This is a genomic window from Pseudomonas salomonii, assembly GCF_900107155.1.
Taxonomy (GTDB): domain Bacteria; phylum Pseudomonadota; class Gammaproteobacteria; order Pseudomonadales; family Pseudomonadaceae; genus Aquipseudomonas; species Aquipseudomonas salomonii.
The window spans coordinates 40,969-65,556 of sequence record NZ_FNOX01000008.1 but is presented as its reverse complement, the minus strand read 5'-3'; the positions used below and the strand labels follow the sequence as shown (position 1 = coordinate 65,556).

General features: G+C 61.9%; 20 protein-coding genes. 6 read left to right on the top strand and 14 right to left on the bottom strand.

All coding sequences use genetic code 11. The features are described from left to right. The first annotated feature begins 233 nt into the window (after positions 1–233). From BLV67_RS18655 to BLV67_RS18645, 3 genes are all read left to right on the top strand, one after another. A complete protein-coding gene (locus BLV67_RS18655; RefSeq protein WP_065931443.1) occupies positions 234–1,211 on the top strand; it encodes a hydroxyacid dehydrogenase in 978 nt (325 codons plus the stop codon). A gap of 81 nt (positions 1,212–1,292) precedes the next feature. Next, positions 1,293–2,630, top strand: coding sequence for an MFS transporter (locus BLV67_RS18650; protein WP_069785892.1), 1,338 nt, complete (start codon positions 1,293–1,295; stop codon positions 2,628–2,630). A gap of 168 nt (positions 2,631–2,798) precedes the next feature. Further along, positions 2,799–3,536, top strand: coding sequence for an IclR family transcriptional regulator (locus tag BLV67_RS18645; RefSeq protein WP_065931445.1), 738 nt, complete (start codon positions 2,799–2,801; stop codon positions 3,534–3,536). A 73-nt stretch (positions 3,537–3,609) separates the two neighbouring features. On the opposite strand, the gene gabP is transcribed toward BLV67_RS18645, so the two are convergent. The 4 genes from gabP to BLV67_RS18625 form a co-directional block, all read right to left on the bottom strand. Further along, positions 3,610–5,022, bottom strand: a complete 1,413-nt coding sequence (gene gabP, locus BLV67_RS18640) for a GABA permease (RefSeq protein WP_218177941.1) — start codon at positions 5,020–5,022, stop codon at positions 3,610–3,612. A 246-nt stretch (positions 5,023–5,268) separates the two neighbouring features. Further along, complete coding sequence (locus BLV67_RS18635) at positions 5,269–6,636, bottom strand: glutamine synthetase family protein (protein WP_069785893.1); 1,368 nt, start codon at positions 6,634–6,636, stop codon at positions 5,269–5,271. A 72-nt stretch (positions 6,637–6,708) separates the two neighbouring features. Beyond that, positions 6,709–8,106, bottom strand: a complete 1,398-nt coding sequence (locus tag BLV67_RS18630) for an aspartate aminotransferase family protein (RefSeq protein ID WP_069785894.1) — start codon at positions 8,104–8,106, stop codon at positions 6,709–6,711. 168 nt (positions 8,107–8,274) lie between these two features. Then, a complete protein-coding gene (locus tag BLV67_RS18625) occupies positions 8,275–9,066 on the bottom strand; it encodes an SDR family NAD(P)-dependent oxidoreductase (protein ID WP_069785895.1) in 792 nt (263 codons plus the stop codon). A gap of 96 nt (positions 9,067–9,162) precedes the next feature. Between BLV67_RS18625 and BLV67_RS18620 the strand changes: the two genes are divergently transcribed. Continuing rightward, positions 9,163–10,068 (top strand): LysR family transcriptional regulator, encoded by a 906-nt coding sequence (locus BLV67_RS18620; protein WP_069785896.1) that lies wholly within the window; start codon positions 9,163–9,165, stop codon positions 10,066–10,068. 112 nt (positions 10,069–10,180) lie between these two features. Here BLV67_RS18620 and BLV67_RS18615 read toward each other — a convergent pair whose 3' ends face one another. The 5 genes from BLV67_RS18615 to BLV67_RS18595 all read right to left on the bottom strand — a co-directional run bounded on the left by BLV67_RS18615 (position 10,181) and on the right by BLV67_RS18595 (position 14,940). Beyond that, complete coding sequence (locus BLV67_RS18615) at positions 10,181–11,791, bottom strand: gamma-glutamyltransferase family protein (RefSeq protein ID WP_069785897.1); 1,611 nt, start codon at positions 11,789–11,791, stop codon at positions 10,181–10,183. A 23-nt stretch (positions 11,792–11,814) separates the two neighbouring features. After that, on the bottom strand, positions 11,815–12,594 hold the full coding sequence (locus tag BLV67_RS18610) for an amino acid ABC transporter ATP-binding protein (protein ID WP_053256191.1): 780 nt from the start codon (positions 12,592–12,594) through the stop codon (positions 11,815–11,817). A 2-nt stretch (positions 12,595–12,596) separates the two neighbouring features. Beyond that, a complete protein-coding gene (locus BLV67_RS18605) occupies positions 12,597–13,373 on the bottom strand; it encodes an amino acid ABC transporter permease (RefSeq protein ID WP_069785898.1) in 777 nt (258 codons plus the stop codon). A 12-nt stretch (positions 13,374–13,385) separates the two neighbouring features. Further along, a complete protein-coding gene (locus BLV67_RS18600) occupies positions 13,386–14,195 on the bottom strand; it encodes an ABC transporter substrate-binding protein (protein ID WP_069785899.1) in 810 nt (269 codons plus the stop codon). A gap of 76 nt (positions 14,196–14,271) precedes the next feature. Beyond that, positions 14,272–14,940 carry a GntR family transcriptional regulator gene (locus tag BLV67_RS18595; RefSeq protein WP_065931454.1) on the bottom strand — a complete coding sequence of 223 codons (669 nt, stop codon included), beginning with the start codon at positions 14,938–14,940 and terminating at the stop codon, positions 14,272–14,274. Positions 14,941–15,371: 431 nt separating this feature from the next. Between BLV67_RS18595 and BLV67_RS18590 the strand changes: the two genes are divergently transcribed. Next, positions 15,372–16,433, top strand: a complete 1,062-nt coding sequence (locus BLV67_RS18590; RefSeq protein WP_065931455.1) for an aromatic ring-hydroxylating oxygenase subunit alpha — start codon at positions 15,372–15,374, stop codon at positions 16,431–16,433. A 29-nt stretch (positions 16,434–16,462) separates the two neighbouring features. Then, positions 16,463–17,413 (top strand): PDR/VanB family oxidoreductase, encoded by a 951-nt coding sequence (locus BLV67_RS18585; protein WP_065931456.1) that lies wholly within the window; start codon positions 16,463–16,465, stop codon positions 17,411–17,413. A gap of 6 nt (positions 17,414–17,419) precedes the next feature. On the opposite strand, the gene BLV67_RS18580 is transcribed toward BLV67_RS18585, so the two are convergent. The 5 genes from BLV67_RS18580 to BLV67_RS18560 all read right to left on the bottom strand — a co-directional run bounded on the left by BLV67_RS18580 (position 17,420) and on the right by BLV67_RS18560 (position 24,583). Then, positions 17,420–18,133, bottom strand: coding sequence for a GntR family transcriptional regulator (locus tag BLV67_RS18580; protein WP_069785900.1), 714 nt, complete (start codon positions 18,131–18,133; stop codon positions 17,420–17,422). Between the two features lie 55 nt (positions 18,134–18,188). After that, the gene (locus BLV67_RS18575) at positions 18,189–19,931 is read right to left on the bottom strand and encodes an acyl-CoA dehydrogenase (protein WP_069785901.1); all 1,743 of its coding nucleotides are present in this window, start codon (positions 19,929–19,931) and stop codon (positions 18,189–18,191) included. Between the two features lie 34 nt (positions 19,932–19,965). Continuing rightward, complete coding sequence (locus tag BLV67_RS18570; RefSeq protein ID WP_069785902.1) at positions 19,966–21,201, bottom strand: thiolase family protein; 1,236 nt, start codon at positions 21,199–21,201, stop codon at positions 19,966–19,968. Beyond that, positions 21,198–23,072: a feruloyl-CoA synthase gene (locus BLV67_RS18565; protein ID WP_069785903.1), complete on the bottom strand. Its 1,875-nt coding sequence runs from the start codon at positions 23,070–23,072 to the stop codon at positions 21,198–21,200. The genes BLV67_RS18570 and BLV67_RS18565 overlap by 4 nt, the downstream gene beginning before the upstream one ends. 62 nt (positions 23,073–23,134) lie before the next feature. Next, positions 23,135–24,583, bottom strand: coding sequence for an aldehyde dehydrogenase (locus BLV67_RS18560; protein ID WP_065911092.1), 1,449 nt, complete (start codon positions 24,581–24,583; stop codon positions 23,135–23,137). Positions 24,584–24,588 lie beyond the last annotated feature (5 nt).

The following is a 24,588-nucleotide window of genomic DNA, read 5'->3' as shown; positions in this document are numbered from 1 at the left end:
CTCATCACCTCGCCCTCGCACCCTTGATGCTCTTAATCAGGCGGATAAGTGAGCTAAATACGTGATTTATTTAGACTATATGTGACGCTCGACGGCGACGAAGATCGCGCACCCATCTCTACACCAATCTTTTTTATTGCAACGACGTTTCATTATGATAAGTTTTAGTCACCACTGAGGGGCATCTCACTCAACCTCAGCTGCACACAGATAAAAAAACCAAGGTGCGCAACATGACCCGAACCCTTCTGCTGACCGGCCCTGAATTGACTGCCGAAGCCATGGCCTTTGCCGCTTCACACGGCGTGCGTGTGATACCCACCCTCCCCTACACCGCCGCCGAAGCATTGACTGCGATCATTGCGCGCGAGCAACCGGACGCGATCATCGTGCGCCAGGGCCAGCTGACGCGGGAAATGATCCAGGCGTCCGCGCCGTTGAAGATCATTGCCAAACACGGCGTGGGCTACGACACCATCGACATTGCGGCCGCCGCCGAACGCGAGATTCCCGTGACCATCGCCCTCGGCGCCAATGCGCAGTCGGTCGCCGAGCACGCGCTGGCACTGATGTTCAGCGTCGCGCGCAACACTGCCCTGCTGGATGCACGTATGCGTGATGGGCACTGGGATAAAGCCCACTCGGTAGGTATCGAGCTGTCAGGCAAGACCCTCGGCCTGGTTGGCCTGGGCTCAATCGGCCGGATTCTGATGGACCTGGTCGGCCCGCTGCGCATGCAGGTCAAGGTCTATGACCCGTACCTGAAAAGCCTGCCCGACTTGCCCAACGTTGAGCAGGTCAGTGAATTCGAAGCCCTGCTGGCGGGCTGCGATATTATCAGCCTGCATTGCCCGCTCACGGAACAGAACCGCAACCTGTTCGGTGAGGCGCAGTTCAAGCGCATGCGCCCAGGCAGCCTGCTGATCAACACCGCACGTGGCGAGCTGATTGATACCGACGCTTTGGTACAGGCACTGAGTACGGGTCATATCGGCGGCGCCGGCCTGGATACGTTCAACCCCGAGCCGCCGCCTGCCGATTCGCCGTTATGGGGCCTGCCGACCCTGGTGGCGACCCCCCACGTCGGCGCCAATACCGCCGAAGCGCGGGACCGCGTGGGGCTGCTGGCGGTGCAGCAGATTATCAATTTCTGGGACGGTATCGCGCCCGACCCGCGCGCAGTGGTCAATCGTCACCTGTATGCGCAGTGATTGAACTCATATAGCCCGTGCTTCTCCGAACGAGGCACGGGCCGGAACACTTCTCCAAAAAAAACAAAATGGGAGAGCGTCATGTCTATCAGCTCCACCGAAATCAGCGCCATCGAGCGTTCAACCATGCGCAAGGTGGCATGGCGACTGCTGCCGTTCCTGATCCTCTGCTACCTGCTGGCGATCATCGACCGCGGCAATATCGGCATGGCTTCCCTGCAGATGAACCAGGACCTGGGGCTGACGCCCGCGATCTTCGGTTTCGCCAGCAGCCTGTTCTTTGTCTCTTACTTCCTGGTCGAGGTGCCGAGCAACCTGGCGTTGCAACGTTTTGGGGCCCGCGCCTGGATCGCCCGCATCATGATCACCTGGGGGCTTGTGTCGGCGGGCACTGCGTTCGTGCAGGGTGCCAACTCCCTCTATGTGATGCGTTTCCTGCTGGGCGCTGCGGAGGCCGGGTTCTTTCCTGGCGTGTTGCTTTACCTGACCTATTGGCTGCCGGCGTCGTACCGTGGGCGCATGGTCGCGATCTTCATGGTCGCCATTCCCGGCGCCAACTTTATCGGTTCGCCCCTGTCCGGCCTGTTGCTGAGCATGGACGGCTGGTTCGGCATGCGCGGCTGGCACTGGCTGTTCATCATTGAAGGCATTCCAGCGGTGTTGCTGGGTATCGCCTGCCTGTTTGTGCTGACCGATCGCCCCGAACAAGCGAAATGGCTGAGTGACGAGCAACGCACCTGGTTGACCCTGCGACTGGCTGAAGAACGCGGACGCAAAACCGCGATCGGGCATATCTCGCTGTGGAAGCTGCTGCGTCACAAACATATCTGGGTGTTGGCGCTAATCTATTCCGGCGCGTCGGCAGCGGGCAGCACCATGAGCGTCTGGGCACCGCAACTCCTCAAGACATTCGGCTTGAACAACCTGGAAATCGGATTGGTCAACGCGATTCCTTACGGCCTGGCGTCGATCTTGATGATTGTGTGGGGGCGCAGCTCCGACAAGACCGGCGAACGCCGCTGGCACACCGCGACCACCCTGCTGCTGATCACCGTCGGCCTGTTACTGGCGCTTTTGACCTCTTCGCTGTCGGCGACGGTACTGATGATGTCCATGGTGCTGATCGGCGCTTACTCGATGAAAGGACCGTTCTGGGCACTGGTGTCGACGTGGCTGTCTTCCTCCACCGCAGCGGCAGGCCTGGCGGCGGTTGGCGCGATGGCCAACCTGATCGGCGGGGGCCTGATGGTCAACGTCTACGGCACCATCCAACATGCCACCGGCAGCCACGCACTGGCCTTGCTGCCGCTCGCGGCACTGTGCGCGTTGGGCGCTATGATGGTGCTGTTGATCGGCCGCAAACACATGAACCCTTCGAGTGATCCTGTGGCGTTCAAGAAGCAAGCCAAGGCCGGCTGACCTCTGTAAAAGCTGCACCCTCGCTGCTGTCGGGTCGCGCCCGCCGGCAGCGTTTTTTTTTGCAGCGCCAGGCTGATGGTCCGTGTGCATTGCCCCCACGCGTCAATGGCAGTATTTTGCAGCCTGTTCACGCGCCGCCCGACACCGCAACTCACAAGGAGCAACCCAATGGTAAAAATTCGCCCGCGCCCGGCAGTCACCGGGGTGGCTTCGGCTGATCGGGTGCTGACCGTGCTCACCGCGTTCAAAATAGGTGACACTGCCCTGGAACTGGCGGAGCTGGCCGACCGAACCGGGCTGATCAAAAGCACCATCATGCGCTTGATGGTCTCATTGGAAAATTACGGGCTGATCACTCGCCTGGCCGATGGCCGCTATCAACTGGCCACAGAGATCATGCGCTTGAACACTGTCTACCAGGACGGGCTGGACCTGGAGCGCCACATTACGCCCCTGTTGCACCGACTGACCCAGGAAACCGGTGAGACAGCCTCGTTCTACGTCAGGCATGGCGCCTACCGAATGTGCCTGTATCGAGTCAACTCACCCCATCATTTGCGCCTGCACCTGCAACCCGGCGACACCCGCCCAATGGACGGCGCGGCCGGCGCCGAAGCGCTGCGCACGCCCTACTCATTGGCGGCGAAGATGATCAAGCCGATCTATTCCGTAGGCGCGACAGATCCGCACGCGTCATCCATGGCACTGCCCATTTTCGGTCCAGGGGAAAACCTGATTGGCGCCCTTGTCTTATCGGGACCCGCCAGCCGCTTGACGGCCGAGCAGGCACACACCCTGCACCCGCTGTTTCAGAGCGCCGCCGTGCAACTCACCCGCAGCCTCGGCGGCGATGCGCTGGCCGATGCACAAGAGCCAACGACAGCCAAAACGCGCTCGAAAAAATAGAGGGCGGCGCCAGCGCAGTCGCCAACGAGGTCAGGGCGAACTGACCCAACAGCAGCGGTGACCGGCCATGCTTTCATGGGCGCGAGACGGCGGGAATCGGTGTTTGTACAGGGTGGGGCTCCCGCGCGGTGATGACGCCGAGCAGTGAAATCAGCAAGGCCAGGCCGATCGTCGAAGACACCTCGAAGCGATGCTCGGGGGTTAAAAGCATCACCGCCAATGCACAACAGATAAATACAATGACCGCCCAGGTGAGCCAGGGAAACAGCCACATTTTGAACGTCAGCAGAATATTGCGCTGTTGCAATACTCTGCGCATGCGCAATTGTGAAACGGCGATCACCAGGTACACCAGCAAGGCGATGGCGCCCGAACTAGCCAGCAGAAACTGGAACAGCCCAGCCGGCATGAAGTAACTGAGCAAGGTCACGCCAGCGCCCAGAATGGTGCTGGCAATCACAGCAGCCCTGGGCACACTCTGTGCCGAGGTCTTTTTCATCAAGGCCGGCGCGTCCCCACGCTTGCCCAGTGAATACAGCATGCGCGAAGCAATGTAGATGGAGGAGTTCATGCAACTGGCCACCGCAATCAACACGACGACATCCACCAGCAGCTTGGCATGGGGAATGTTCATCAACTCCAGTGCACGCTGATAAGAGCCGACCGACGCCAGCAACGGGTCATTCCATGGCACCACGGAAATAACCACGAAGATCGATAACACGTAAAACACGCCGATGCGCCACATCACCGAACGTGTTGCCCGGGCGATATTCTGCGCCGGGTTGCTGGACTCCGCAGCCGCAATGGTGACGGCTTCAGTGCCGATAAAACTGAACATGATGGTAATGAATGCGCCAACGACGGCCGACAAACCATTAGGCGCAAAGCCTCCATGCTCATCCATCAGTCGACTCAAACCGCTGGCCTCCCGTTCGGGAATCCAGCCCATCAACACTGCGCCCCCAAGGCCGATAAAACCTATGATCGCCACCACCTTGGCCATCGCGAACCAGAACTCGAATTCGCCGTACTTGGACACACTGAACAAGTTGGTCACCACCAACAAAAAGATCGACAACAAGGCAAACAGCCAAGCGTCGATCTGCGGGAACCACTGGTTGAGGATATGCCCGGCGGCCAATGCTTCGATGGGAATCACCAGCACCCAGAACCACCAGTAAAGCCAGCCGATGGTGAACCCGGCCCAGCGGCCGATGGCTTGATCGGCATAGGTTGAGAAGGATCCTGTGTCGGGGTTGGCGACCGCCATCTCTCCCAACATTCGCATCACCAGCACCACCAGCAGGCCGGAAAACAGGTAGGCCAGCATCACCGCCGGGCCCGCCGCCGCAATGGCGTGCCCAGACCCGACAAACAACCCTGCGCCGATAATCCCTGCAATGGAGAGCATGGTGACGTGACGCGGCTTGAAACCCTGCGCCAGCTGGCCGCTTGCATCCTTCGAACTTGGGCTGTTGATCATTCTTATTGTTCTCTTTGATCGACGTTAAGACGTACTGACTAGAGGGTCAGGCGATCATCATTTTCCAATGACGGGTCACAATACGCGGCCTTCCCAGCGCAAAAATAGCCTCATAGCGGCACACAAGCGCCTGATATCGACATGCAGTGCGCTTCCTGAGGCACAACACGTGTCACATTGAGTTGATCCAGCACCTCAGCAGACGTGCGCGGAGCGCCGTGCAATCCCAAACTGACGGGCCAGCATTTATGCGTGAGTGAGGTACCAGCGCCAGTCCTGTTCTCCGACCTCAGCATTGAATTGACGGAACTCGCGCCACTTGATCGCCAGGAACACCTTCAGGAACTCAGCGCCCAGCGCCTCCCGTGCCCAGGTTGAACGTTGCAGTGCCTGCAACGCTGTCAGCCAGTCGGTGGGTAGAAAATCGGTCGCCTGTTCATAGCCATTCCCCACAATCGCCGCGCCGGGATCGCTTTGATGCGTGATGCCGTAGTGAATGCCCGCCAGTAACGCAGCAGCGGCAAGATAGGGGTTGGCATCGGCACCGCAAATGCGGTGTTCAATGTGCCGACTGATGGCAGGGCCGCCGGGCACGCGGAACGAAACGGTACGGTTGTTGACGCCCCAACTTTTAGCCAGCGGCGCGTAACTACCGGTCTGGAAGCGCCGATAGGAATTGGCGTGGGGGCAAAATATCGCCAGCGAGTCAAACAGGGTCTCCATCATCCCGCCGATGGAGTGCCGCAACAGTGGCGTGCCCTGTGGGTCTTCGCTCGCATACAGGTTATTGCCGTGCTCGTCGGCCAGGCTGACGTGCAGGTGCATACCGCTGCCGGCCTGATCGCTGAATGGCTTGGCCATGAAGCACGCTTGCAGCCCATGTTTATTGGCCACACCCTTGACCAGGCGTTTGTAACGTACGCCTTCATCAATGGCCTGGAGTGCGTCGAACCGATGCTCCAGCGTCAACTCGACCTGGCCTGGCGCGTATTCGGATATCGCCGTACGTACCGGCAAGCCCTGCAGCGCGCACGCCGCGTAGAGGTCATCAAGAAACGGTTGAAGCTGCTCCAACTCGTATACGCCATAGACCTGTGGCGCAACAGGGCGTACGCCATTGGCCTGCAACGCCGGCTGCGGCCGACCGTTGACGTCGCGCTGTCGGTCCAGCAGGTAAAACTCCAACTCAACGGCCATGACCGGATGCAACCCATCGGCTTTGAGCCGCTCGATGGTGTTCACCAGTACGTGGCGCGGGTCTGCCGGTGCGGCGGGAACTCCTTGGGTCGGGTGCATGCTCACCTGCACTTGACCGGTGGGGTTGGTGCGCCAGGGTTGCAAGGTCAGGCTTCCCGCCAAGGGGTATGTCCAGCAATCGGCGTCGGCAACCTCCCAGACCAAGCCGGTGTCTTCTACGTCTTCACCCTGCACGGTCAAAGCGAGAATGGAACTTGGCAATGGCCGACCATTTTCGTAGATCGCCAGCAGTTCGTCGCGATGCAACAGTTTGCCCCGTGGAACGCCATTCACGTCGATAAGGAACAGCTCGATGCTCAGCACTTCAGGGTGGGCGGCCAGATAATCCAGGGCCTCTTTTTTATCCGCAATTTGCATGTCAAACCTCTTAGCGCTCATTCAAGCGACTGGCAGTATGTAAGAACTATGGCGTTTTCAGACGTGCCGTTATCAAGCGATAACCCGCGCGCCAGGCAGGGCAAGCAGCGTGGTCAGGGCGTTATCCAACTCAGCGATCAGCCTGTCGATATCCCCATCACGTGTCTGCGGGCAGCACAGGGTCATGTTGTGAAAAGGCGTGATCAGAATTCCGCGATTGATCAAATAGAGATGCAGCGCCATTTGGAGGCTGTCGTGAAAAGCCGCCTCGGCTTGCGCGCCTGTTCTTGGCGGTGTGGCACAGAATTGAAATTCACAACGCGCACCCAACTCTGTTACCGACCAGTTCAGTTGGTGCCGCTTGAACAACTCTCGAAGCCCCTGGGCCAGCCTTGAGGCCAGGGGCAGCATGTGCTCGTAGGCAGACTCGGTCATGACCTCTTCAAGACTGACGCGCATGCAGCGCATCGCCAGTGCGTTGGCCGACAGCGTCGTTCCCATGCCACTGTGGCCATGCCCGCCGCTCTCCTCGCTGATGGTCTTCTGGACGTCGCGCATGGCCGAGGCGATTGGCTCGCTAACGCCAAACACGGCGCAAGGCACGCCACCTGCAATGGGTTTACCCACCACGAAAAAGTCGGGTTTCAAATCCCACTGGCGCGTGCATCCACCGAGGCCGGTGGAAATAGTGTGGGTCTCATCAATGACCAACAGGCTGCCGTATTTAAGGGTCAGCTCTCGACACGTTTGCATGAACCCCGGATCCGGCAGGACCATGCCAATGTTCGTCATCGCCGGCTCGCACATCAGCGCGCAAACGTCACCCTGGGCTAACGCCGCCTCCAGTGCGGCGACATCGTTGAAGGGGATGGATCGACTGTATTGGCTCAAGTCGTAGGCTTGGCCCACAAGGCCTGAACGGTGCACGGTCTTGCCGTCGCGGTAGCGCACCATCACATCATCCACGGTGCCGTGGTAGCAGCCATCGAACACCAGCAACACCTTGCGCTGGGTGATCGCGCGGGCCCAGCGCAGCACATAACGGTTGGCGTCAGTCGCATTGGCGGTCACTTGCCAGTAAGGCAGCTCGAATCGCTCAGCCAGCAACTCGCCGCAGACCACCGCGTCTTCGCCCGGCAGCATCGTGGTCAAGCCATTGTTCGCCTGTTCGGCGATGGCGCGGGCAACAGGATCAGGTGAATGGCCAAACATCGTGCCGGTGTCGCCGAGGCAAAAGTCGATGTATTCATGCCCGTCAACGTCGGTGAAGCGCGCCCCTTTGGCACGCTGGACGAAGAGCGGTGAAGGCATCGACCAATCGCTCATCCAGTGCATGGGCACACCGTTGAACAGATTCGCCTTGGCGCGCTCGGCCAGCGCCAGTGAAGTGGGGTTGTTTTGTATAAACCGGGCACGCTCGGAGGCGGTAAAAGCAGCAATCGCTGATTCACTGATTCCACTGTTCGACATGATCAATACCCCATGTTAATTATCAAATTAATTAAAAGTTCGCTGCCCAATGACAGCCGGATACGGCTCAAAGAACTCAACTGTTCCTTGATACATCGCGCTGTTATAAATCTCGGTTATAGCCCCTGCCCACTATCTTGGATTGAGCGCGCTGGAGCGTATTCAAACTTAATAATCGCCGTGAGGGGCTTTGTTCTCGACCAGACAGTTCCCGCCATCCACCACAAGGACTTCCCCGGTGATGTAGCTGGCGTCAGGCGATGCCAGAAATGCAACCGCCGCCGCCACTTCGCGTGGGCTGCCTGCGCGCCCTATCGGGGTGAAGCGCCCCGCCTCGGCTTCAACGGGGGTGGTTGAGCCCGTGGTGATCCAGCCGGGGGCCACGCTGTTGACGGTAATCCCCTGCCTGGCGACTTCAAGCGCAAGCCCCATGTTCATGCCCACCATCGCGGCCTTGGCGGCGCTATAAGCGGCTTCCCCCGGATTGCTCCCGCGGGTGCCCGTGGTGGAACTGATATTGACAATGCGCCCGTAACGTCTCGCCTTCATGCCGGGCAACACGGCTCGGGTCAGCAGAAAGGCAGTGGTCAGGTTTCGGGCCAGTGAAAGGTTCCAGTCATGCAGTTCCATCGACGCCAATTCCGAGAAAATCTCAGGGCTGCCGTGCATGGACATACCGGCATTGTTCACCAGAATATCGACCTGCCCCCAGACTGACTCTGCCCACAGGCTGAAGTCTCGCACCTGATTTTCATCGGTAAGATCAGTGGGCCTGCCTTCAACTTCAAACCCTTCAAGGCGCAGCTCTTTAACCCGATCCACAATGCGGTAGCTGCTGGCAGTGATGATCAACTTCGCCCCGGATGCACCCAGCCTGCGGGCAATCGCCATGCCGATCCCGGATTCACTCCCGGCACCACTGATGAGCGCAACCTGCCCTCTCATTTGCGTATCCAACATGGTGTGCCCCACGTATTTAATGTGAAAGAGAGTAGAAACTAGGCGAATAAATCTGATACATAAAGACAATCATCATCAGAAAATCTGACAACTCCCATGGCGTTTACCAGCGAGTCACTTAAAATTTTCCTCTCGGTCATCGACAGCGGATCCTTTTCGGCGGCGGCGCGAAAATTAGGCCGGGTGCCCTCGGCCATCAACATGGCGGTGTCGCAGCTTGAAGCCGAGCTGGATTTGTTGCTGTTTGACCGATCAACCCGCAAAGCCATTCCAACGGCCGCCGCCAAGGCACTTGAGCCCCAGGCACGCCAGGTCGCGAGCCAGATAAACCTGCTGGATGCCCATGCCCTCCAGTTGCATCAGGGGCTGGAGGAGCGCCTGGTCTTTGCGATGGCGCCTGAGTTGCAAACAGGCGTATGGAATCGTCCGCTGTCGATTATCGCCAGGGAGTTTCCCACGCTGGAAATCGAGATTCGCTCCGCGTCCCATCCGGAGGCAATGCGCATGCTCCATGAAGGGCGTGTGCAATTGGCACTTGGCTTTGAACGACCAGGGCTTGACGAGCGGGAAACATTTCTTGAAGCGGGGAGCCAGTTGTTGGTCGCGGTTGCTGCTCCAGATCACCCTGCGGCCGCCGGCAAGAAAAGCCCCTTGAGCGAGGAGCAACTGGTCAACGTTCGGCAGATCATCGTCGCCACAGGAGGGCCTGCGGACTCTGACCCACGTGTTGTGCTGTCGCGGCGGATTTGGCACAGCGACAATTATCTGGCCACGCTGGACCTGGTGCAGCAAGGGTTGGGTTGGGCTTACCTTCCAAAATCGCTGGTACACCCTCTGATCACCTCAGGCGCATTGACGGAGGTGGTGTTTGACTACATGCCAAGTCAGATGCGGTTATGGGTCGATATCATCTGGGTAAAAAACCGGCCCCTGGGACTGGGCGCGCTTCGTTACCTGAGCCTGATACGCGAAATTACCCAGGGCGAGCCTCGTCGTACTTGATGAGTCAACGTGCACATTGAGGCTTGCGGCGGCGCCCACTCGCCGTCGCGAAGATCAAACAACTCATCCCCCCGTCATTATTAGCCGTATGGCTCAGCGCTTGTGTAGCCGCTCACCAAACCGCGATATGTGAGTCCGCCCGTGGCTCGGTGCCCCCGCACAACACGCCGGTGGCCGGGTCACGCAGGATGATCTGCCCGCGCCCGTAGTCGGTCAGGTCGCTGTCGGTCTGCACCTTGTGCCCGCGTCGCGCCAGCGCATTGACCAGGTCGCGGGACGCGCCGTGTTCGATGCCGACCTTCATGTCGCCCAGCCATTGCCAGCGCGGTGCGTCGAGGGCCGCCTGGGGGTTGAGGCCGAAGTCCACCAGGTTCATCACCATCTGCACATGGCCCTGGGGCTGCATATAGCCGCCCATCACGCCGAACGGGCCAAGGGCCTGGCCGTCCTTGCTGAGAAACCCCGGGATGATGGTGTGGAAGGTTTTCTTGCCCGGTGCCAGGCAGTTGGAATGGGACTGATCGAGGCTGAACTCCTGCCCGCGGTTCTGCAAGGCGATGCCGCTGTCGGGCAGCACCACGCCGGAGCCGAAGCCGTGGTAGTTGCTCTGGATGAACGAAACCATATTGCCTTCGGCGTCGGCGGTCGCCAGGTACACCGTGCCGCTGGCATGGGGGGCGCCGGGTTTGGGCGGCTGCGCCTGCTCGCCGATCTCGCCACGGCGACGGGTGCTGTAGGCGTCACTCAGCAGGTCGGCCACCGCCACGCGCATGTGCGCAGGGTCGGTGATGTAGTGCAGGCCATCGCTATAGGCGAGCTTCATGGCTTCCAGCTGGCGATGCCAGGTTTGCTGGCTGTCGCGGTGATCGAAGTTGAAGCCTTCGAGGATCTTCAGCGCCATCAGTGCAACCAGGCCCTGGCCGCTCGGCGGGATTTCCCACACGTCCACGCCCCGGTAATTGATGTGGATCGGCTCCACCCACTGCGCGCGGTAATCCTGGAGGTCGCTGGCGCGCAGGTAACCACCGCTGGCGCGCGAATGCGCATCCAGGCGCTCGGCCAGCGCGCCGCGATACAGGCTTTCACAGCCGGTGGCAGCGAGTTCTTCCAGGGTACGGGCCTGGGCCGGGTTGCGGAAAATCTCCCCCGCCCGAGGCGCGCGCCCGTCAATGAGGAAGGTGTCGAACCAGGCTTGCAGCACGTCATCGCGGTGCGGGCTGAATTCGTTCAAGGAGATCTGCCATTGATGGGCAACCACCGGCGACAACGGGAAACCGTCGCGCGCCAGGCTGATGGCCGGCTGCAGCAACTCTGCAAACGGCAATTTACCGAAGCGTTTGGACAACTCGGCCCACGCCGACGGGCAACCGGGCACCGTCACCGAGGTCCAGCCATACAGCGGCATCTGTTCATGCCCGGCGGCCTTGACCACGTCAATGCTCAAGGCCGCCGGCGCATGGCCGTTGCCGTTCAGGCCGTGCAACTGGCCCTTGCACCAGACCAGCGCAAAGGCATCGCCGCCCAGACCGCAACCGGTGGGCTCGACCACCGTCAGCGCGGCGGCCGTGGCAATAGCGGCGTCAATGGCATTGCCACCCTTTTGCATGATTTCGATCCCAGCCTGTGAGGCCAGAGGTTGAGACGCAGCCACCATGCCACGGCGGGCAAATACACTCTGGCGCTGCGACGGATAGGGGTACTCGTGAGCAGAAAAATTCAACATGGCAAAGGCTCTTCAAAAAAAGGTCATAACACGCGGCTGAGAAACGCCCGGGTACGCGGATGGCTGGGATGGCTGAAAATCTGCTCCGGCGGCCCTTGTTCGATCAGTTCGCCCTGGTCGAGCACCACCACGCGGTCGGCCACTTCACGGGCAAAGCCCATTTCGTGGGTGACCACCACCATGGTCATGCCCTCCTCGGCCAGTTCCTTCATCACCTGCAGCACTTCGCCGACGGTTTCCGGGTCGAGGGCGCTGGTGGGCTCGTCGAACAGCATCGCCTGGGGTTTCATCGCCAGCGCACGGGCTATCGCCACCCGTTGCTGCTGGCCACCGGAGAGCATCGACGGATAGTGACTGGCCTTGTCCGCCAGGCCGACCCGCGCCAGCAAGCCCCGGGCCTGCTCCAGCGCCTGGGCACGCGGTACGCCGAGCACCTGGATCGGCGCTTCGATGATGTTTTCCAATGCCGTCATGTGCGGGAACAGGTTGAAGCGCTGGAACACCATACCGATGTCGCGGCGCTGACGGGCGATGTTGCGCTCCGAATCGCGCACCAGGCTGCCATCGGCGCGTTCGCGATAGCCCATGGCGCGGCCGTTGACGCGAATGCGCCCGCCCTGGATGTCTTCCAGCAGGTTGATGCAGCGGATAAAGGTGGTCTTGCCGGAGCCGGAGGCGCCGATCAGCACCACCACTTCGCCGCGCCGCACTTGCAGGGAGATGCCCTTGAGGATCTGCAACTCGCCGAACGACTTCTGGATATCCTGTGCGTCAATGATCAGCTCTTCACTTTGGTGCGCCATGGTTAACGTCCCCTCAGCAGTTTCAGGGTGCTGCGACCGAACATGCGGCTGGCGGCCGGAGGTGGCGCCGAAGGTCGATCGGACTGGCCGAAGCGGCGTTCGAGCCAACTCTGGAAAAAGCCCCACAGGGTGGTCAGCGTCAGGAAGTAAATCGCGACGACCAGGTACAACTCGAAGACGCGAAACGTCGCCGAGGTCACCATCTGCGTACTGAGCAACAACTCCTGCACCCCGATCACACTCACCAGCGTGGTGTTCTTGAGCATCACATTGAACTCATTGCCCAGCGGCGGCACGATCACCCGAAACGCCTGGGGCAGCACGATGCGCCGCATCAATTTGCCGAACCCCATGCCCAGGGAACGCCCGGCTTCGTACTGGCCCTTGTCCACCGCGCCGATGCCGGCGCGGATGATTTCGGCCATGTACGCGCCTTCATTCAGGCCCAGGGCAATGATCGCCGCCTGGATATTGCCGGGGATGATCAACCCGAACAGCTCAATGTCCTCGAAGCGAAAGATCCCGCCCGCTGCCAGTGCGGTGTACAAAAACACGATCTGCACCAGCAACGGCGTGCCGCGCATCAGCCACACGTAAAGGCGTACCGGCAGGTGCAGCAGCGGGTTCTTCGACAGACGCAACAGCGCCGCCGCCAGGCCCAGCGCACAGCCGAGCAGCATCGCCAGCACGCTGATCAGGCACGTCAGCCACAACCCGGTGAGGTAGACCCCACTGGGCTGCAGCAGGTATTGCCAGAACACATCCCAATTGAAATTCATCGCGGTTGAACCTCAGTCAAGGGTGTCGCTGCTGACATGCCATTTGTTGAGCAATTGCACATAGCTGCCGTCGCTGCGCATGTCGCTGATGATCTGCTGCACGGCGGCGGTCAGTTGCGGGTCGTCCTTGCGCATGCCCAGGCCGGTGAGGATGCGACTGAATGCAGGTACCCCTTCCTGGAACAGCTCCGGGGCCATCGCCGCGTAGTAACCGGCGGTTTCCACGGTGGTGCCATAGGCGTCGACCTGGCTGATGCGCAGCGCCTGGAAGGCATCGGTGTCAGTGTTGTAGACCACCAGTTTCATCGGTGGCTTGCCGGCCTTGGCGAGGCTTCCGTTCTGGCTGTCGAGCAGGGTCTTGATGGTGGAGCCGTTGAGCACCGCCACCTTGCGCGTGGACAGGTCATCCAGGGTCTTGATGCCTTTGGGGTTGCCCTTGGGCACCACCACCGCCTGGCTGGAATACATGTAGTTGACGATGTCGATCACCTGGCGGCGCTCGGGCTTGTCGAACAGTTGGTCGACGATCATGTCGCACTGCTGGGCAAGCAGTGCCGGCACCAGGCCGGAAAACGGAATGACCCGCCATTGCACGGTTTTATTGCCCAGGCGCTTGGCGATTTCCAGGCCCAGGTCGACGGTGAGCCCGCGCGGTTTCTGGGATTCGTCGAAGGACACCAGGGGCGGTGAATCCATCCCCGAGCAGTAGGTGAGTTTGTCGACGCTCTTCAGCCGCTCAGGCACCTGGACTGCGGCGCAGGCCCATTGTGTACAGAGCCCCAGGGTTACAGCCACCAGCAAGGCGCGGTGTTGTTTATGCATGACCAGACACTCCACTTCGTTAAATAACGGGGCAGTAATCAACGTCTAAACATGGACGGGGTGGGCCCCGCCTCTTTTATTTTTCCAATTGCAGAAATTGAATCAGCAGCGGCACGGTGCTTTCGATGTGTTCGCGTACCACAGCTTCGGCACCGGCAGCGTCACCGGCGCGAATCGCGTCGAGGATTACGGCGTGTTCCTGGCGCGCACCGAGGGGTTTTTCGCTGTGCTGCAGCCACAAGCGCATGGGCGCTTCCACCAGCGAATACAACGCTGAAATCTGCTTGAGCAAGCGTGGCCGGCCGCTGAGCCCGCACAGGTATTCGTGAAAGGCACGGTGGCAACGGACCCACGCGGCGCTCTCGTCGCGGTAGTCATCCATCTCGTCCAGCAAGCGCTCCAGAGCCGCCAACTGGCGCTCACCGATACGGCTGACCGCGACGCGCACCGCCAGGCCTTCCAGTGCGCTGCGCATCTCGAACACTTCGTACAGCTCATCAATATCCAGACCGCTGACGATGGCACCGCGATTGGGCCGCAGCGTCACCAGGCCCTGGGCATCCAGGCGGCGGAATGCTTCGCGCACGGGCATGCGGCTCATGCCGATCTCGCTGGCGATATCCTCGGCGATCAGGCGGTCGCCCTTGCGGAAACGACCGCCGCAGATGGCGTCGAGAAGGAAGTTGTAGGCCTCCTCCTCGGCAGTAAGGGGCTGGCGGTCAACGTAAGCGGGGGCAAATTGCATTGGCAGCCTCTTTGTATTTTTGTATCCAATTATCCACGAATACAAGAAAGCATAACGCGTGCCAACACCTCCAAAAGAACGTTAGTCATTGATTTAAATGAAGTCTTCCGTTCGGGTGGGGAAAATTGCGCGAAGCGGGTAAAGCGATTTGCTACCAAATGACGCAGCAACGTCCCATTTCTGCGCAAGAAAGTAGCGGATGTTCGGTGAGGGCTTGGTTACGCCCGATGATCTAGACAGGGTATTTTTTGACAGGCCTTTCTTTGCCATCAGCGCACCAAACGCCCTCACTCAATGGATCCAATAAAATCACATCGGTCGATAATCGCCCAAAATAACCTTAAACAACTGATTCATACATTGACTCACAGCAGCTCTGGAAATTTAATGGATCCATTAAACAAAAATAATTAACCAGCCAGAGAGTTGCCATGTACCCCAAAAACACTTGGTACGTCGCCTGCACACCCGATGAAATCGCCCAAAAACCCCTGGGTCGCCAGATCTGCGGTGAAAAAATGGTGTTTTATCGTGGCCCGCAAGGCAGCGTCGTCGCCATCGAGGACTTCTGCCCCCATCGTGGCGCACCGCTTTCGCTGGGTTACGTCGAAAATGGCAACCTGGTTTGCGGCTATCACGGCCTGGTCATGGGGGCCGACGGTAAGACCGTCGAAATGCCCGGACAGCGGGTGCGTGGTTTTCCGTGCAACAAGACCTTTGCCGCGGTTGAACGCTATGGTTTTATCTGGGTATGGCCCGGCGATCAGGCCCTTGCCGACCCGGCGCTGATTCATCACCTGGAGTGGGCAGTGAGTGACCAGTGGGCGTACGGCGGCGGGCTGTTTGATATCCAGTGCGACTACCGCCTGATGATCGACAACCTGATGGACCTGACCCACGAAACCTACGTCCACGCTTCCAGCATCGGCCAAAAGGAAATCGATCAAGCGCCTCCCGTCACCACGGTTGAAGGCGACGAAGTCGTCACCGCCCGGCACATGGAAAACATCCTGGCTCCGCCGTTCTGGCGCATGGCCCTGCGCGGCAACAACCTCGCCGACGATGTGCCGGTGGACCGCTGGCAGATCTGTCGCTTCACCCCGCCCAGCCACGTGCTGATCGAAGTCGGCGTGGCCCACGCCGGCAAGGGCGGCTACCACGCAGCGCCCGAACACAAGGCGGCAAGCATCGTGGTCGACTTCATCACCCCGCAAACCGAGACGTCGATCTGGTATTTCTGGGGCATGGCGCGCAACTTCAATCCTCACGATGAGGCGCTGACCGCCAGCATTCGCGAAGGCCAAGGGAAGATTTTCAGCGAAGACCTGGAGATGCTCGAACGTCAGCAGCAGAACCTGCTGGCCCACCCGCAACGCAACCTGCTCAAGTTGAATATCGATGCCGGCGGCGTGCAGTCGCGCAAAATCCTGGAGCGACTGATTGCCAAGGAACGCCCACTCGAACCACAACTGATCACGACCACCACCGCCTGAACGGCGCGACAACTCTGCGAGGACCGAACATGATCGATGTGGTGGTGGTATCCCGTAATAACGAAGCCCAGGACATTTGCAGCTATGAACTGGCCAGGGTCGATGGCCAGCCGCTGCCCGCCTTCAGTGCCGGCGCGCACATTGACGTGCATCTGCCGGACGGGCTGGTGCGCCAGTATTCGCTGTGCAATCACCCCGAGGAGCGTCATCGCTATCTGATTGGCGTACTCAACGACCCGGCTTCTCGCGGCGGCTCGCGCAGCTTGCACGAGCAGGTACACGAGGGCGCCCACCTGAGGATCAGCGAACCACGCAACCTATTCCCCCTCGCCCATGAAGCACGACGCAGCCTGCTGTTCGCCGGCGGCATCGGCATCACCCCGATCCTGTGCATGGCCGAGCGCCTCGCCCATGCAGGTGCCGACTTCGACCTGCATTACTGTGCCCGCGCCAGTGAGCGTGCGGCGTTTGTACAGCGGCTAAAGGCGTCACCGTTTGCAGAGCGCGTGTTCCTGCATTTCGATGAGCAGCCCCACACGGCCCTCAAGACTGCCGAGGTGTTGGCTGCGCCCGCAGACGATGTGCACCTGTATGTCTGCGGCCCCGGCGGTTTCATGCAACACGTGCTCGACAGCGCGCGGGCGCAAGGCTGGCAAGAGGATTGCCTGCATCGCGAGTACTTCTCGGCGGCGCCAGTGGACAACAGCCTCGACGGCAGCTTTTCGGTGAAGCTCGGCAGCAGCGGCCAGGTCTTCACGATCCCCGCCGACAAGACCGTGGTCCAGGTCCTGGAAAGCCAGGGCATCGAGATTGCCGTGTCCTGCGAACAAGGGATCTGCGGCACCTGCCTGACCCGTGTGCTGGACGGCATCCCGGAGCACCGGGACTTGTTCCTCACCGAGCAGGAACAGGCGCTGAACGACCAGTTCACGCCCTGCTGCTCACGCTCGAAAACCCCACTGTTGGTGCTCGACATCTGAACCGTGTCACGACGCGGGCAAAATCACCTTCATGCGCGCGTCGGCAGTGGCTGAACTGAAGATCTCGGCATAACGCAACGTCGCATTGGCGTGTTCGCGCATGATGGCTTCGGCGCGCGCGCCCTGGCGATTGACCAGGGCATCGAACACCGAGTGATGCTGCATGTGGGCATAGTTGAAGCGCCGGTATTCACGAGCCATGTCCTCACGATCCACCGCCAGCGCGGTCACCGATGCGAAGGGCAAGTGATCATTGCGTGCCAGCGCATCGGTGATCGCCGGGTTGTGGCTGCCCTCCACAATGACCTGGTGAAAGCGCATGTTCAGGTCGTGGTAAACCTCAAGGTCCTCTTCAGTCACGTAGCCTTTGTCGAACAGTTGGTCGCCCTCCACCAGGCAGCGCTCCAGCGCCGCACGCGCCGCGTCGCAAAGACCATGCTCGGCGGCTTGACGCGCAGCCAGGCCTTCCAGCACACCGCGCACTTCCACGGCGCCGGCAATGTCACTGGGGCTGACCGACCGCACCTGATAGCCGCGCCCGCCGAACGGCACCAGCAGCCCTTCCTGCTCAAGGGTACGAAATGCCATGCGCACGGGCATGCGCGACACACCAAAGCGTTGCGCCGTAGGGGTTTCCATCAGGCGCTCCCCCGCCACCAACTCACCGTTGGCAATCATCTTGCGCAGTGCAACCAGCACCAATTGACCGGGCTTACTCATCCAGGCAACTTCCAGAACACGTGGCCTGCCATAGTACCGCAAGCATTCGATCCCGTCAGACGAACGCCAGTGCGGCGCGCGCCGCCTCTATGGCACCCAGGTGTTGCGCCAGCCGCGACGGCAGGTAATCGAAAAAGAACCCGGCGCTTTGCAGCTTGGCGGCACGCAATGGATCGTCTTCGGGCAATGCCCTGGAGACCCGCGCAGCCCGCGCCCAGGCAAAGGCCAGCAACGCCACGCCACAGAGCTGGAGGAAATCCGGCGCGGCCCGATAGGGGTATTCACTGTCTTCCTGCGCGCGTTCACGCACGGCGCTCACCACACTGGCCAGCGCGTCGCACAGGCTGCCCAATGCGTGGGCGAACCCTGCGCACTCGACAGACTGCACGCCCTGCCCGGCCTCGGCACGCAACTCGGCCAGCAGCAGGCCAAAGGCTCGACCTTCATCCCCCAGCACTTTGCGCAGCAACAGGTCATTGGCCTGGATCTCGTTGCTGCCCTCGTAGATCATCGCGATGCGACTGTCCCGCAGGGTTTGCTCGATGGCGAACTCGGTGACATAGCCGTAACCGCCAAATACCTGCAGCGCATTGCTGGCCTGGCGAAAGCCCTGTTCAGTAAAAAACGCCTTGATGATGGGCGTCAGCAAAGGCGCCAACCGGGCCGCCGAGGCGTCCTGGCCATGCTCGGCCTGATCCAGCAGGTGCGCCGCCCAATAGCCGATGGCACGCATGCCCTCGCTGGTGGTGCGCAACTCCAGCAACACGCGGCGCATGGCCGGGTGATAACGGATCGGGTCAGCGGCCTGGGCCGCCACCTCTTCGGGCCTGGACGGTGCACGCATTTGCACACGCTCGGCAGCGTACTGCCGGGCATTCTGCCAAGCCGCCTCGACATGCCCCAGGCCTTGCAGGCCGACATGCAGGCGCGCCGAATTCATCATCACGAACATCGCCGCCAGGCCCTGATTGGCCTTGCCGATCAGCCAGCCTTGGGCGGCATCGAACACCAGGGAGCAGGTGGCGCTGCCCTTGATGCCCATCTTGTGTTCGATGCCGTCGCAATGCACACCATTGGCCCGGCCATCGTCCAGCTGCCTGGGGACCAGGAACAGTGAAATGCCGCGACTGCCCGGCGGCGCATCGGGCAGGCGCGCCAGCACCAGGTGCAGGATATTGGCCGTGAGGTCGTGTTCACCGCCTGAGATAAACAGCTTGCTGCCGCTCAAGCGATAGCTGCCATCCGCCTGGGGTTCAGCGCGACAGCGCAGCAAACCGACATCGCTGCCGGCCTGGGACTCGGTCAGGCACATGGTGGGCAACGCCTGGCCACTGACAATCTCCGGCAGGTAGCGTGCCTGCAGCCAAGGCGCGGCGTGAGTCTTGAGGCACAGGTAGGCGCCGTGGGCGATCCCGGTGTACATGGCCCAGGCATGGTTGCTGGCGTAGAGCATCTCTTGCAGCGCCGCATCGAGCAGTTGCGGCAAGCCCTGCCCGCCCTGCTCTTCGGCGCACGCCAGCGCCGGCCAGCCACCCTCGACGTAAGCACGATAGGCCTCGACGAAGCCGTCCGGGGTGCTGACCTGGCCCGCCTGCCAGCGGCAGCCCTGGCGATCACCGTGGCGGTTCAACGGCGCCAGCACGCCCTGGCTGAAGCGTGCCGCCTCTTCCAATACTTGTAATGCCAGCGGCAGGTCGAGGGCCTCGAACGCCGGGTTGTGCCGCCAGCTGTCGGGCGCCTGCAACCAGTGTTCGAGGACAAATTGCATATCGCGCAGGGGCGCCTCATAGCTCCACATCGGGACACCTCATCGACCAAAAAGAATCACGCACTCAAGCGCGAAAAGCAGGGTTCTCGATCAGCAGCGCCATGCCCTGCCCGCCGCCCACACACGCCGCGGCAATCCCGTAGCGCAGGTTGTGCTGACGCAGTTGTCGGGCCAGGGACATGACCAGGCGCAGGCCAGTGGCAGCCAGTGGATGCCCGAGTGCCAGCGAGCCGCCCTGGACGTTGAGGCGGGTGCTGTCCAGCTCAAGTTCATGGGCCACCGCCAGCACTTGGGCGGCCTGGGCTTCGTTGATCTCGAAGCGGCCGATGTCATCCAGCTTCAACCCGCTGCGTTGCAGCAGCAGACGAATCGCCGGTGCCGGGCCGATGCCCATGAACTCGGGGGCCACGCCGACCACCGCGCTGGCCAGCAACCGCGCCAGGGCCGGACGCGTGCAGGCCGAGGCGCGGCCCACCAACGCCGCCGCCGCGCCATCCACCACGGCACAACTGTTGCCGGCGGTTTGCACGCCGCCCAGATGCACGGCGCGCAAGCGTGTCAGGCTCGCAAGGTCGGTGGGCCGAGGGTGGCTGTCCTCACTGACGGCACCGGCCCGACGCGCCAGGCTGATGCCTCGGGGCTGGTACCCCTCAAGCTCGAATACCTGGTTATCGACCGCCACCACCTCGTCAACCCAAGCGCCGTCACGCTGCGCCTGCAACGCTCGCTGGTGGCTGGCGCAGGCGTAGCGGTCCACCGCCTCGCGGCTAAGGCCATAACGGCGCGCCAGGTTGTCGGCCGTGGCGATCATGTCCAGGCCCGGGGCCGGGTCGTACAGGGCTTCCCACAGAAAGTCCTTGAACTGGACCTCGCCACCCAGACGAAACCCGCCCCTGTGGGTGTAAGCCGCGATGGGGTTGCGCGACATGGATTCACTGGCCACACACAAGGCCAGTTGCACGCCGTCCCGCAGCTGCCCGGCAGCCTGGCGCAACAGTTCGAAACCGGTGGCGCAGATGCGCTGCACCCCCAGTGCCGGGACCGCTTGCGCCACCCCGCTGTACAAGCCGATATGCCGTGGCAGCAAGTAGGCATCGAAACTGGCCTGGGCCATGGAGCCGGCCAGAACGCTGTCCACCGCCTGCGGTTCAATACCCGCCCGGGCCATGACCTCACGGCCTACCTTGATCCCCAGGTCGATGGGTGAAACCTGAGACAGTGCGCCACCCAGGTCAATCCAGGGGGTGCGCACGGCCTCGACAATCGCCACATCGGCAAATGCCGAATACTGCCCGTTCAAGGCTTGGGCTCGGCGCGCAGGATCGTGGCCTCTTCGCCGCGATACAACGCCTCGACTTTGGCCGCGCGCCATTGCAGCACGGCGCGCTGGTTGATCGAACCTTTGTCGGTGATTTCCCCACGGTCGATGGACGCCGGCTCGTCGAGCAGGGCAATCCATTCCAGGCGACTGGCATTGCCGGTGGCGCCGCGATTGAGGCGTTGCAACCAGTCGCCGAACCACTGGCGCACCGGCGCGCTGCCGAGCACGTCGGCGTCGCTGGCGGCGGCGTCCAGGCCCGCCAGCCGACGGCATTCGTAGAGCCTTGGGAACACCAATGCTCCAAGGCACTCGCGATCGGGCGCGGTAATCACCAGGTCCTGCACATAGGGCGAGCCGTCGAGCACCGCGCGATTGCGCAACGGACCCACGCTGACAAACACCCCGGAAGAGAGCTTGAAATCCTCGGCTATTCGCCCATCGAACATCAGGCCCAGTTGCGGCTGCCGAGGGTCGGCGAGCTTGATCGCGTCTCCTGAACAGTAGAACCCGTGTTCATCGAACACCTCGGCGGTTTGCTGGGGCGCCCGCCAGTAACCCGGCATGATATGCGGCCCGCGAAAGCGCCCTTCGAACTTGCCGTCCACCGGCACCAGGCGCACCTCGCAGCCCGGCGCGGGCAAACCGATATAGCCGGCCATGGACAACGGCCCGGTGGTGAAGGTGCAGGACGGCGCGGCTTCGGTCATGCCCAGCCCGGCCATCATGCGGATGCGTTCACCGCAGTGCTGCTCGGCCACGCGATCGAGGCGATCCCAGATACTTTGAGACAGGCCGGCGGCGGCGAAGAAGAACAGGTTCATCCGCGCAAAAAAACGCTCGCGCAACTCGGCGTCCTGTTCCAGGGCGTTGACCAGCTCTTCCCAGCCCTTGGGCACCGTCAGGTAAGCCGTGGGCGAAATCTCCTTGAGGTTGCGCAAGGTCTGGGCAAAACCCTGGACCGTGGGCTTGCCGTCGTCCAGATAAAAGGTGCCACCGTTGTAGAGCACGATACCGATGTTGTGGCTGCCGCCAAAAGTGTGATTCCACGGCAGCCAGTCCACCAGCACCGGCGGCTCCTCACCGAACACCGGAAACGTCTGCAACAGCATCTGCTGGTTGGCGCAGAGCATGCGCTGGGTGGTGATCACGGCCTTGGGCAATTTGGTCGAGCCCGAGGTGAAGAGAAACTTGGCGATGCTGTCGGGGCCGGTGGCGTCGAACGCCGCTTCGGCCTCGGCGCCACCCGGCGTTTGCAGCAGGCTGGCAAAGCTGGCCTGAGTACGCCCGGGAACGTGGCCGCGCACGCTGATCAACGGGGTCTCGGCCGGCAAGACGGCGTCGATGGCGCGCTGGTACAGCGCCGCATCGCTGACAAACACCAAGCCCGGTTGCAGCAGGTCGCACACATGCCGCAGCTTGGCGAAATCCTGGGACAACAGCGAATACGCGGGCGAGACCGGGCAGTAGGGAATGCCGGCGTACATCGCGCCGAGGGCGACCTGCAAATGCTCGATATCGTTGCCGGACAGCAAGGCCAGGGGCTTGTCCGCCGACAGCCCGTAGCTGAGCAGGCCCTGGGCAATCGCGCGCACGCTGTCGAGCATCTCGCGATAGCTGACACGGCGCCAATCCCCACCGGCCTGGCGTGCCGCGATAAACGTCTGCTCGGGCCGTACCCGCGCCCAATGCACCAGGCGATCGAGCAGGCGCGCCGGCAACTCGGCCAGGGGTTCCAGGGAGCGCATGTGCAACACGCCGTGTTCTTCAGTGACCGCCACCGCTGCGTGGCCGATGGAGACCTCGCGGTATCGCGGTGCGGGCTGGGGTTGCGCTCGGAATTCGGAACTCACAAGGATGTCCTCCAGCAAGGCGGATCACAGCCGCCTTGTTATTGTTATGTCGCAGCAACTGCTCAGATCGGATAATGCCGAGGCCCGTTCTGCAAGGTCACCCAGCGCAATTGCGTGAAGTGCTCAATGGACGCCTTGCCACCAAAACTGCCGTATCCACTGGACTTGACCCCACCAAACGGCATCTGCGCCTCGTCATGCACGGTCGGGCCGTTGATATGGCAAATACCCGACTCGAGCCGCTGCGCCAGTGCCAGCGCGCGCCCGGTGTCGCGACTGAAGATCGCCGCCGACAGGCCGAACTCGGAGTCGTTGGCCAGGCGCAACAAGGCTTCATCACCCTCACCACGCAGCAGGACGGCCACCGGGCCAAAGGACTCTTCGCGGTACAGGCGCATCTGTTCGGTGACGCCATCGATCAGGGTCGGCTGCAGGATGCTGCCCTCCAGTTGGCCGCCCACCACCAGCCGCGCGCCTTTGGCGAGGGCATCGTCGATCAGGGCCTTGATGCGTGTGCCGGCGCTGGCGTCCACCAGGGAACCGAGTACCGAATCCGCCGCAGCGGGGTCACCCGCACGCAGGGTCGCGACCTTGGCCGCCAGCTTGGCGGTGAACGCATCGGCGACCCTGGCATCGACGATCAGGCGTTCGGTGGACATGCAAATCTGGCCCTGGTTGAAATAGGCGCCAAAGGCCGCCGCCGCCACAGCCGCGTCAAGATCGGCATCGTCGAGCACCAGCAACGGCGCCTTGCCGCCCAACTCCAGCAACGCCGGCTTGAGGTGACGGGCCGAGAGCTCGCCGACAATCCGCCCGACATGGGTCGAGCCGGTGAAGTTGACCCGCCGCACGGCCGGGTTGGCGATCAACCGCTCGACAATCGCGGCGGCATCGGCCGGGGCATTGCTGATGACGTTGACCACACCATCGCCCAGGCCCGCGTCCTGCAATACCTGGCCGATCAGGCGGTGCACCGCCGGGCTCAGCTCCGAGGCCTTGAGCACCACGGTGTTACCGCAGGCCAGCGGCATGGCGATGGCGCGCGTGGCGAGGATGACCGGAGCGTTCCACGGCGCGATGCCCAGCACCACACCGCAAGGTTGACGCAAGGCCATGGCGAAACTGCCGGGAACATCGGAGGGGATCACCTCCCCCGTAATCTGGGTGGTCATCGACGCCGCTTCGCGCAGCATATTGGCCGCCAGACGCACGTTGAAGCCATACCAGTTGGCCATGGCGCCGGTCTCGCCGGCGGCGGCGATGAATTCGCTGCTGCGCGCCTGCAATTGCTCGGCAGCGTTGAGCAAGCGGGTGCGGCGTTCGTTGGGCGCCAGCGCCGCCCACGCGGGGAACGCGGCGTGGGCGGCGGCGACCGCGGCATCGGCATCTTCCAGGGTCGCCGCAGCCACCCGCGAGACCAGTTCACCGGTCACCGGGTTGCGACGTTCGAAAGTTCGACCGTCACGGGCGGGGCACGACTGGCCGCCGATCAACAGGGGCACGTCCAGCATGGTGA

What these genes read in the sequence shown, in the direction of transcription:
- BLV67_RS18655 (WP_065931443.1), top strand. Translation starts at nt 234, where the DNA reads ATGACCCGAACCCTTCTGCTGACCGGCCCTGAATTGACTGCCGAAGCC.
- BLV67_RS18650 (WP_069785892.1), top strand. Translation starts at nt 1,293, where the DNA reads ATGTCTATCAGCTCCACCGAAATCAGCGCCATCGAGCGTTCAACCATG.
- BLV67_RS18645 (WP_065931445.1), top strand. Translation starts at nt 2,799, where the DNA reads ATGGTAAAAATTCGCCCGCGCCCGGCAGTCACCGGGGTGGCTTCGGCT.
- gabP (WP_218177941.1), bottom strand. Translation starts at nt 5,022, where the DNA reads ATGATCAACAGCCCAAGTTCGAAGGATGCAAGCGGCCAGCTGGCGCAG.
- BLV67_RS18635 (WP_069785893.1), bottom strand. Translation starts at nt 6,636, where the DNA reads ATGCAAATTGCGGATAAAAAAGAGGCCCTGGATTATCTGGCCGCCCAC.
- BLV67_RS18630 (WP_069785894.1), bottom strand. Translation starts at nt 8,106, where the DNA reads ATGTCGAACAGTGGAATCAGTGAATCAGCGATTGCTGCTTTTACCGCC.
- BLV67_RS18625 (WP_069785895.1), bottom strand. Translation starts at nt 9,066, where the DNA reads ATGTTGGATACGCAAATGAGAGGGCAGGTTGCGCTCATCAGTGGTGCC.
- BLV67_RS18620 (WP_069785896.1), top strand. Translation starts at nt 9,163, where the DNA reads ATGGCGTTTACCAGCGAGTCACTTAAAATTTTCCTCTCGGTCATCGAC.
- BLV67_RS18615 (WP_069785897.1), bottom strand. Translation starts at nt 11,791, where the DNA reads ATGTTGAATTTTTCTGCTCACGAGTACCCCTATCCGTCGCAGCGCCAG.
- BLV67_RS18610 (WP_053256191.1), bottom strand. Translation starts at nt 12,594, where the DNA reads ATGGCGCACCAAAGTGAAGAGCTGATCATTGACGCACAGGATATCCAG.
- BLV67_RS18605 (WP_069785898.1), bottom strand. Translation starts at nt 13,373, where the DNA reads ATGAATTTCAATTGGGATGTGTTCTGGCAATACCTGCTGCAGCCCAGT.
- BLV67_RS18600 (WP_069785899.1), bottom strand. Translation starts at nt 14,195, where the DNA reads ATGCATAAACAACACCGCGCCTTGCTGGTGGCTGTAACCCTGGGGCTC.
- BLV67_RS18595 (WP_065931454.1), bottom strand. Translation starts at nt 14,940, where the DNA reads ATGCAATTTGCCCCCGCTTACGTTGACCGCCAGCCCCTTACTGCCGAG.
- BLV67_RS18590 (WP_065931455.1), top strand. Translation starts at nt 15,372, where the DNA reads ATGTACCCCAAAAACACTTGGTACGTCGCCTGCACACCCGATGAAATC.
- BLV67_RS18585 (WP_065931456.1), top strand. Translation starts at nt 16,463, where the DNA reads ATGATCGATGTGGTGGTGGTATCCCGTAATAACGAAGCCCAGGACATT.
- BLV67_RS18580 (WP_069785900.1), bottom strand. Translation starts at nt 18,133, where the DNA reads ATGAGTAAGCCCGGTCAATTGGTGCTGGTTGCACTGCGCAAGATGATT.
- BLV67_RS18575 (WP_069785901.1), bottom strand. Translation starts at nt 19,931, where the DNA reads ATGTGGAGCTATGAGGCGCCCCTGCGCGATATGCAATTTGTCCTCGAA.
- BLV67_RS18560 (WP_065911092.1), bottom strand. Translation starts at nt 24,583, where the DNA reads ATGCTGGACGTGCCCCTGTTGATCGGCGGCCAGTCGTGCCCCGCCCGT.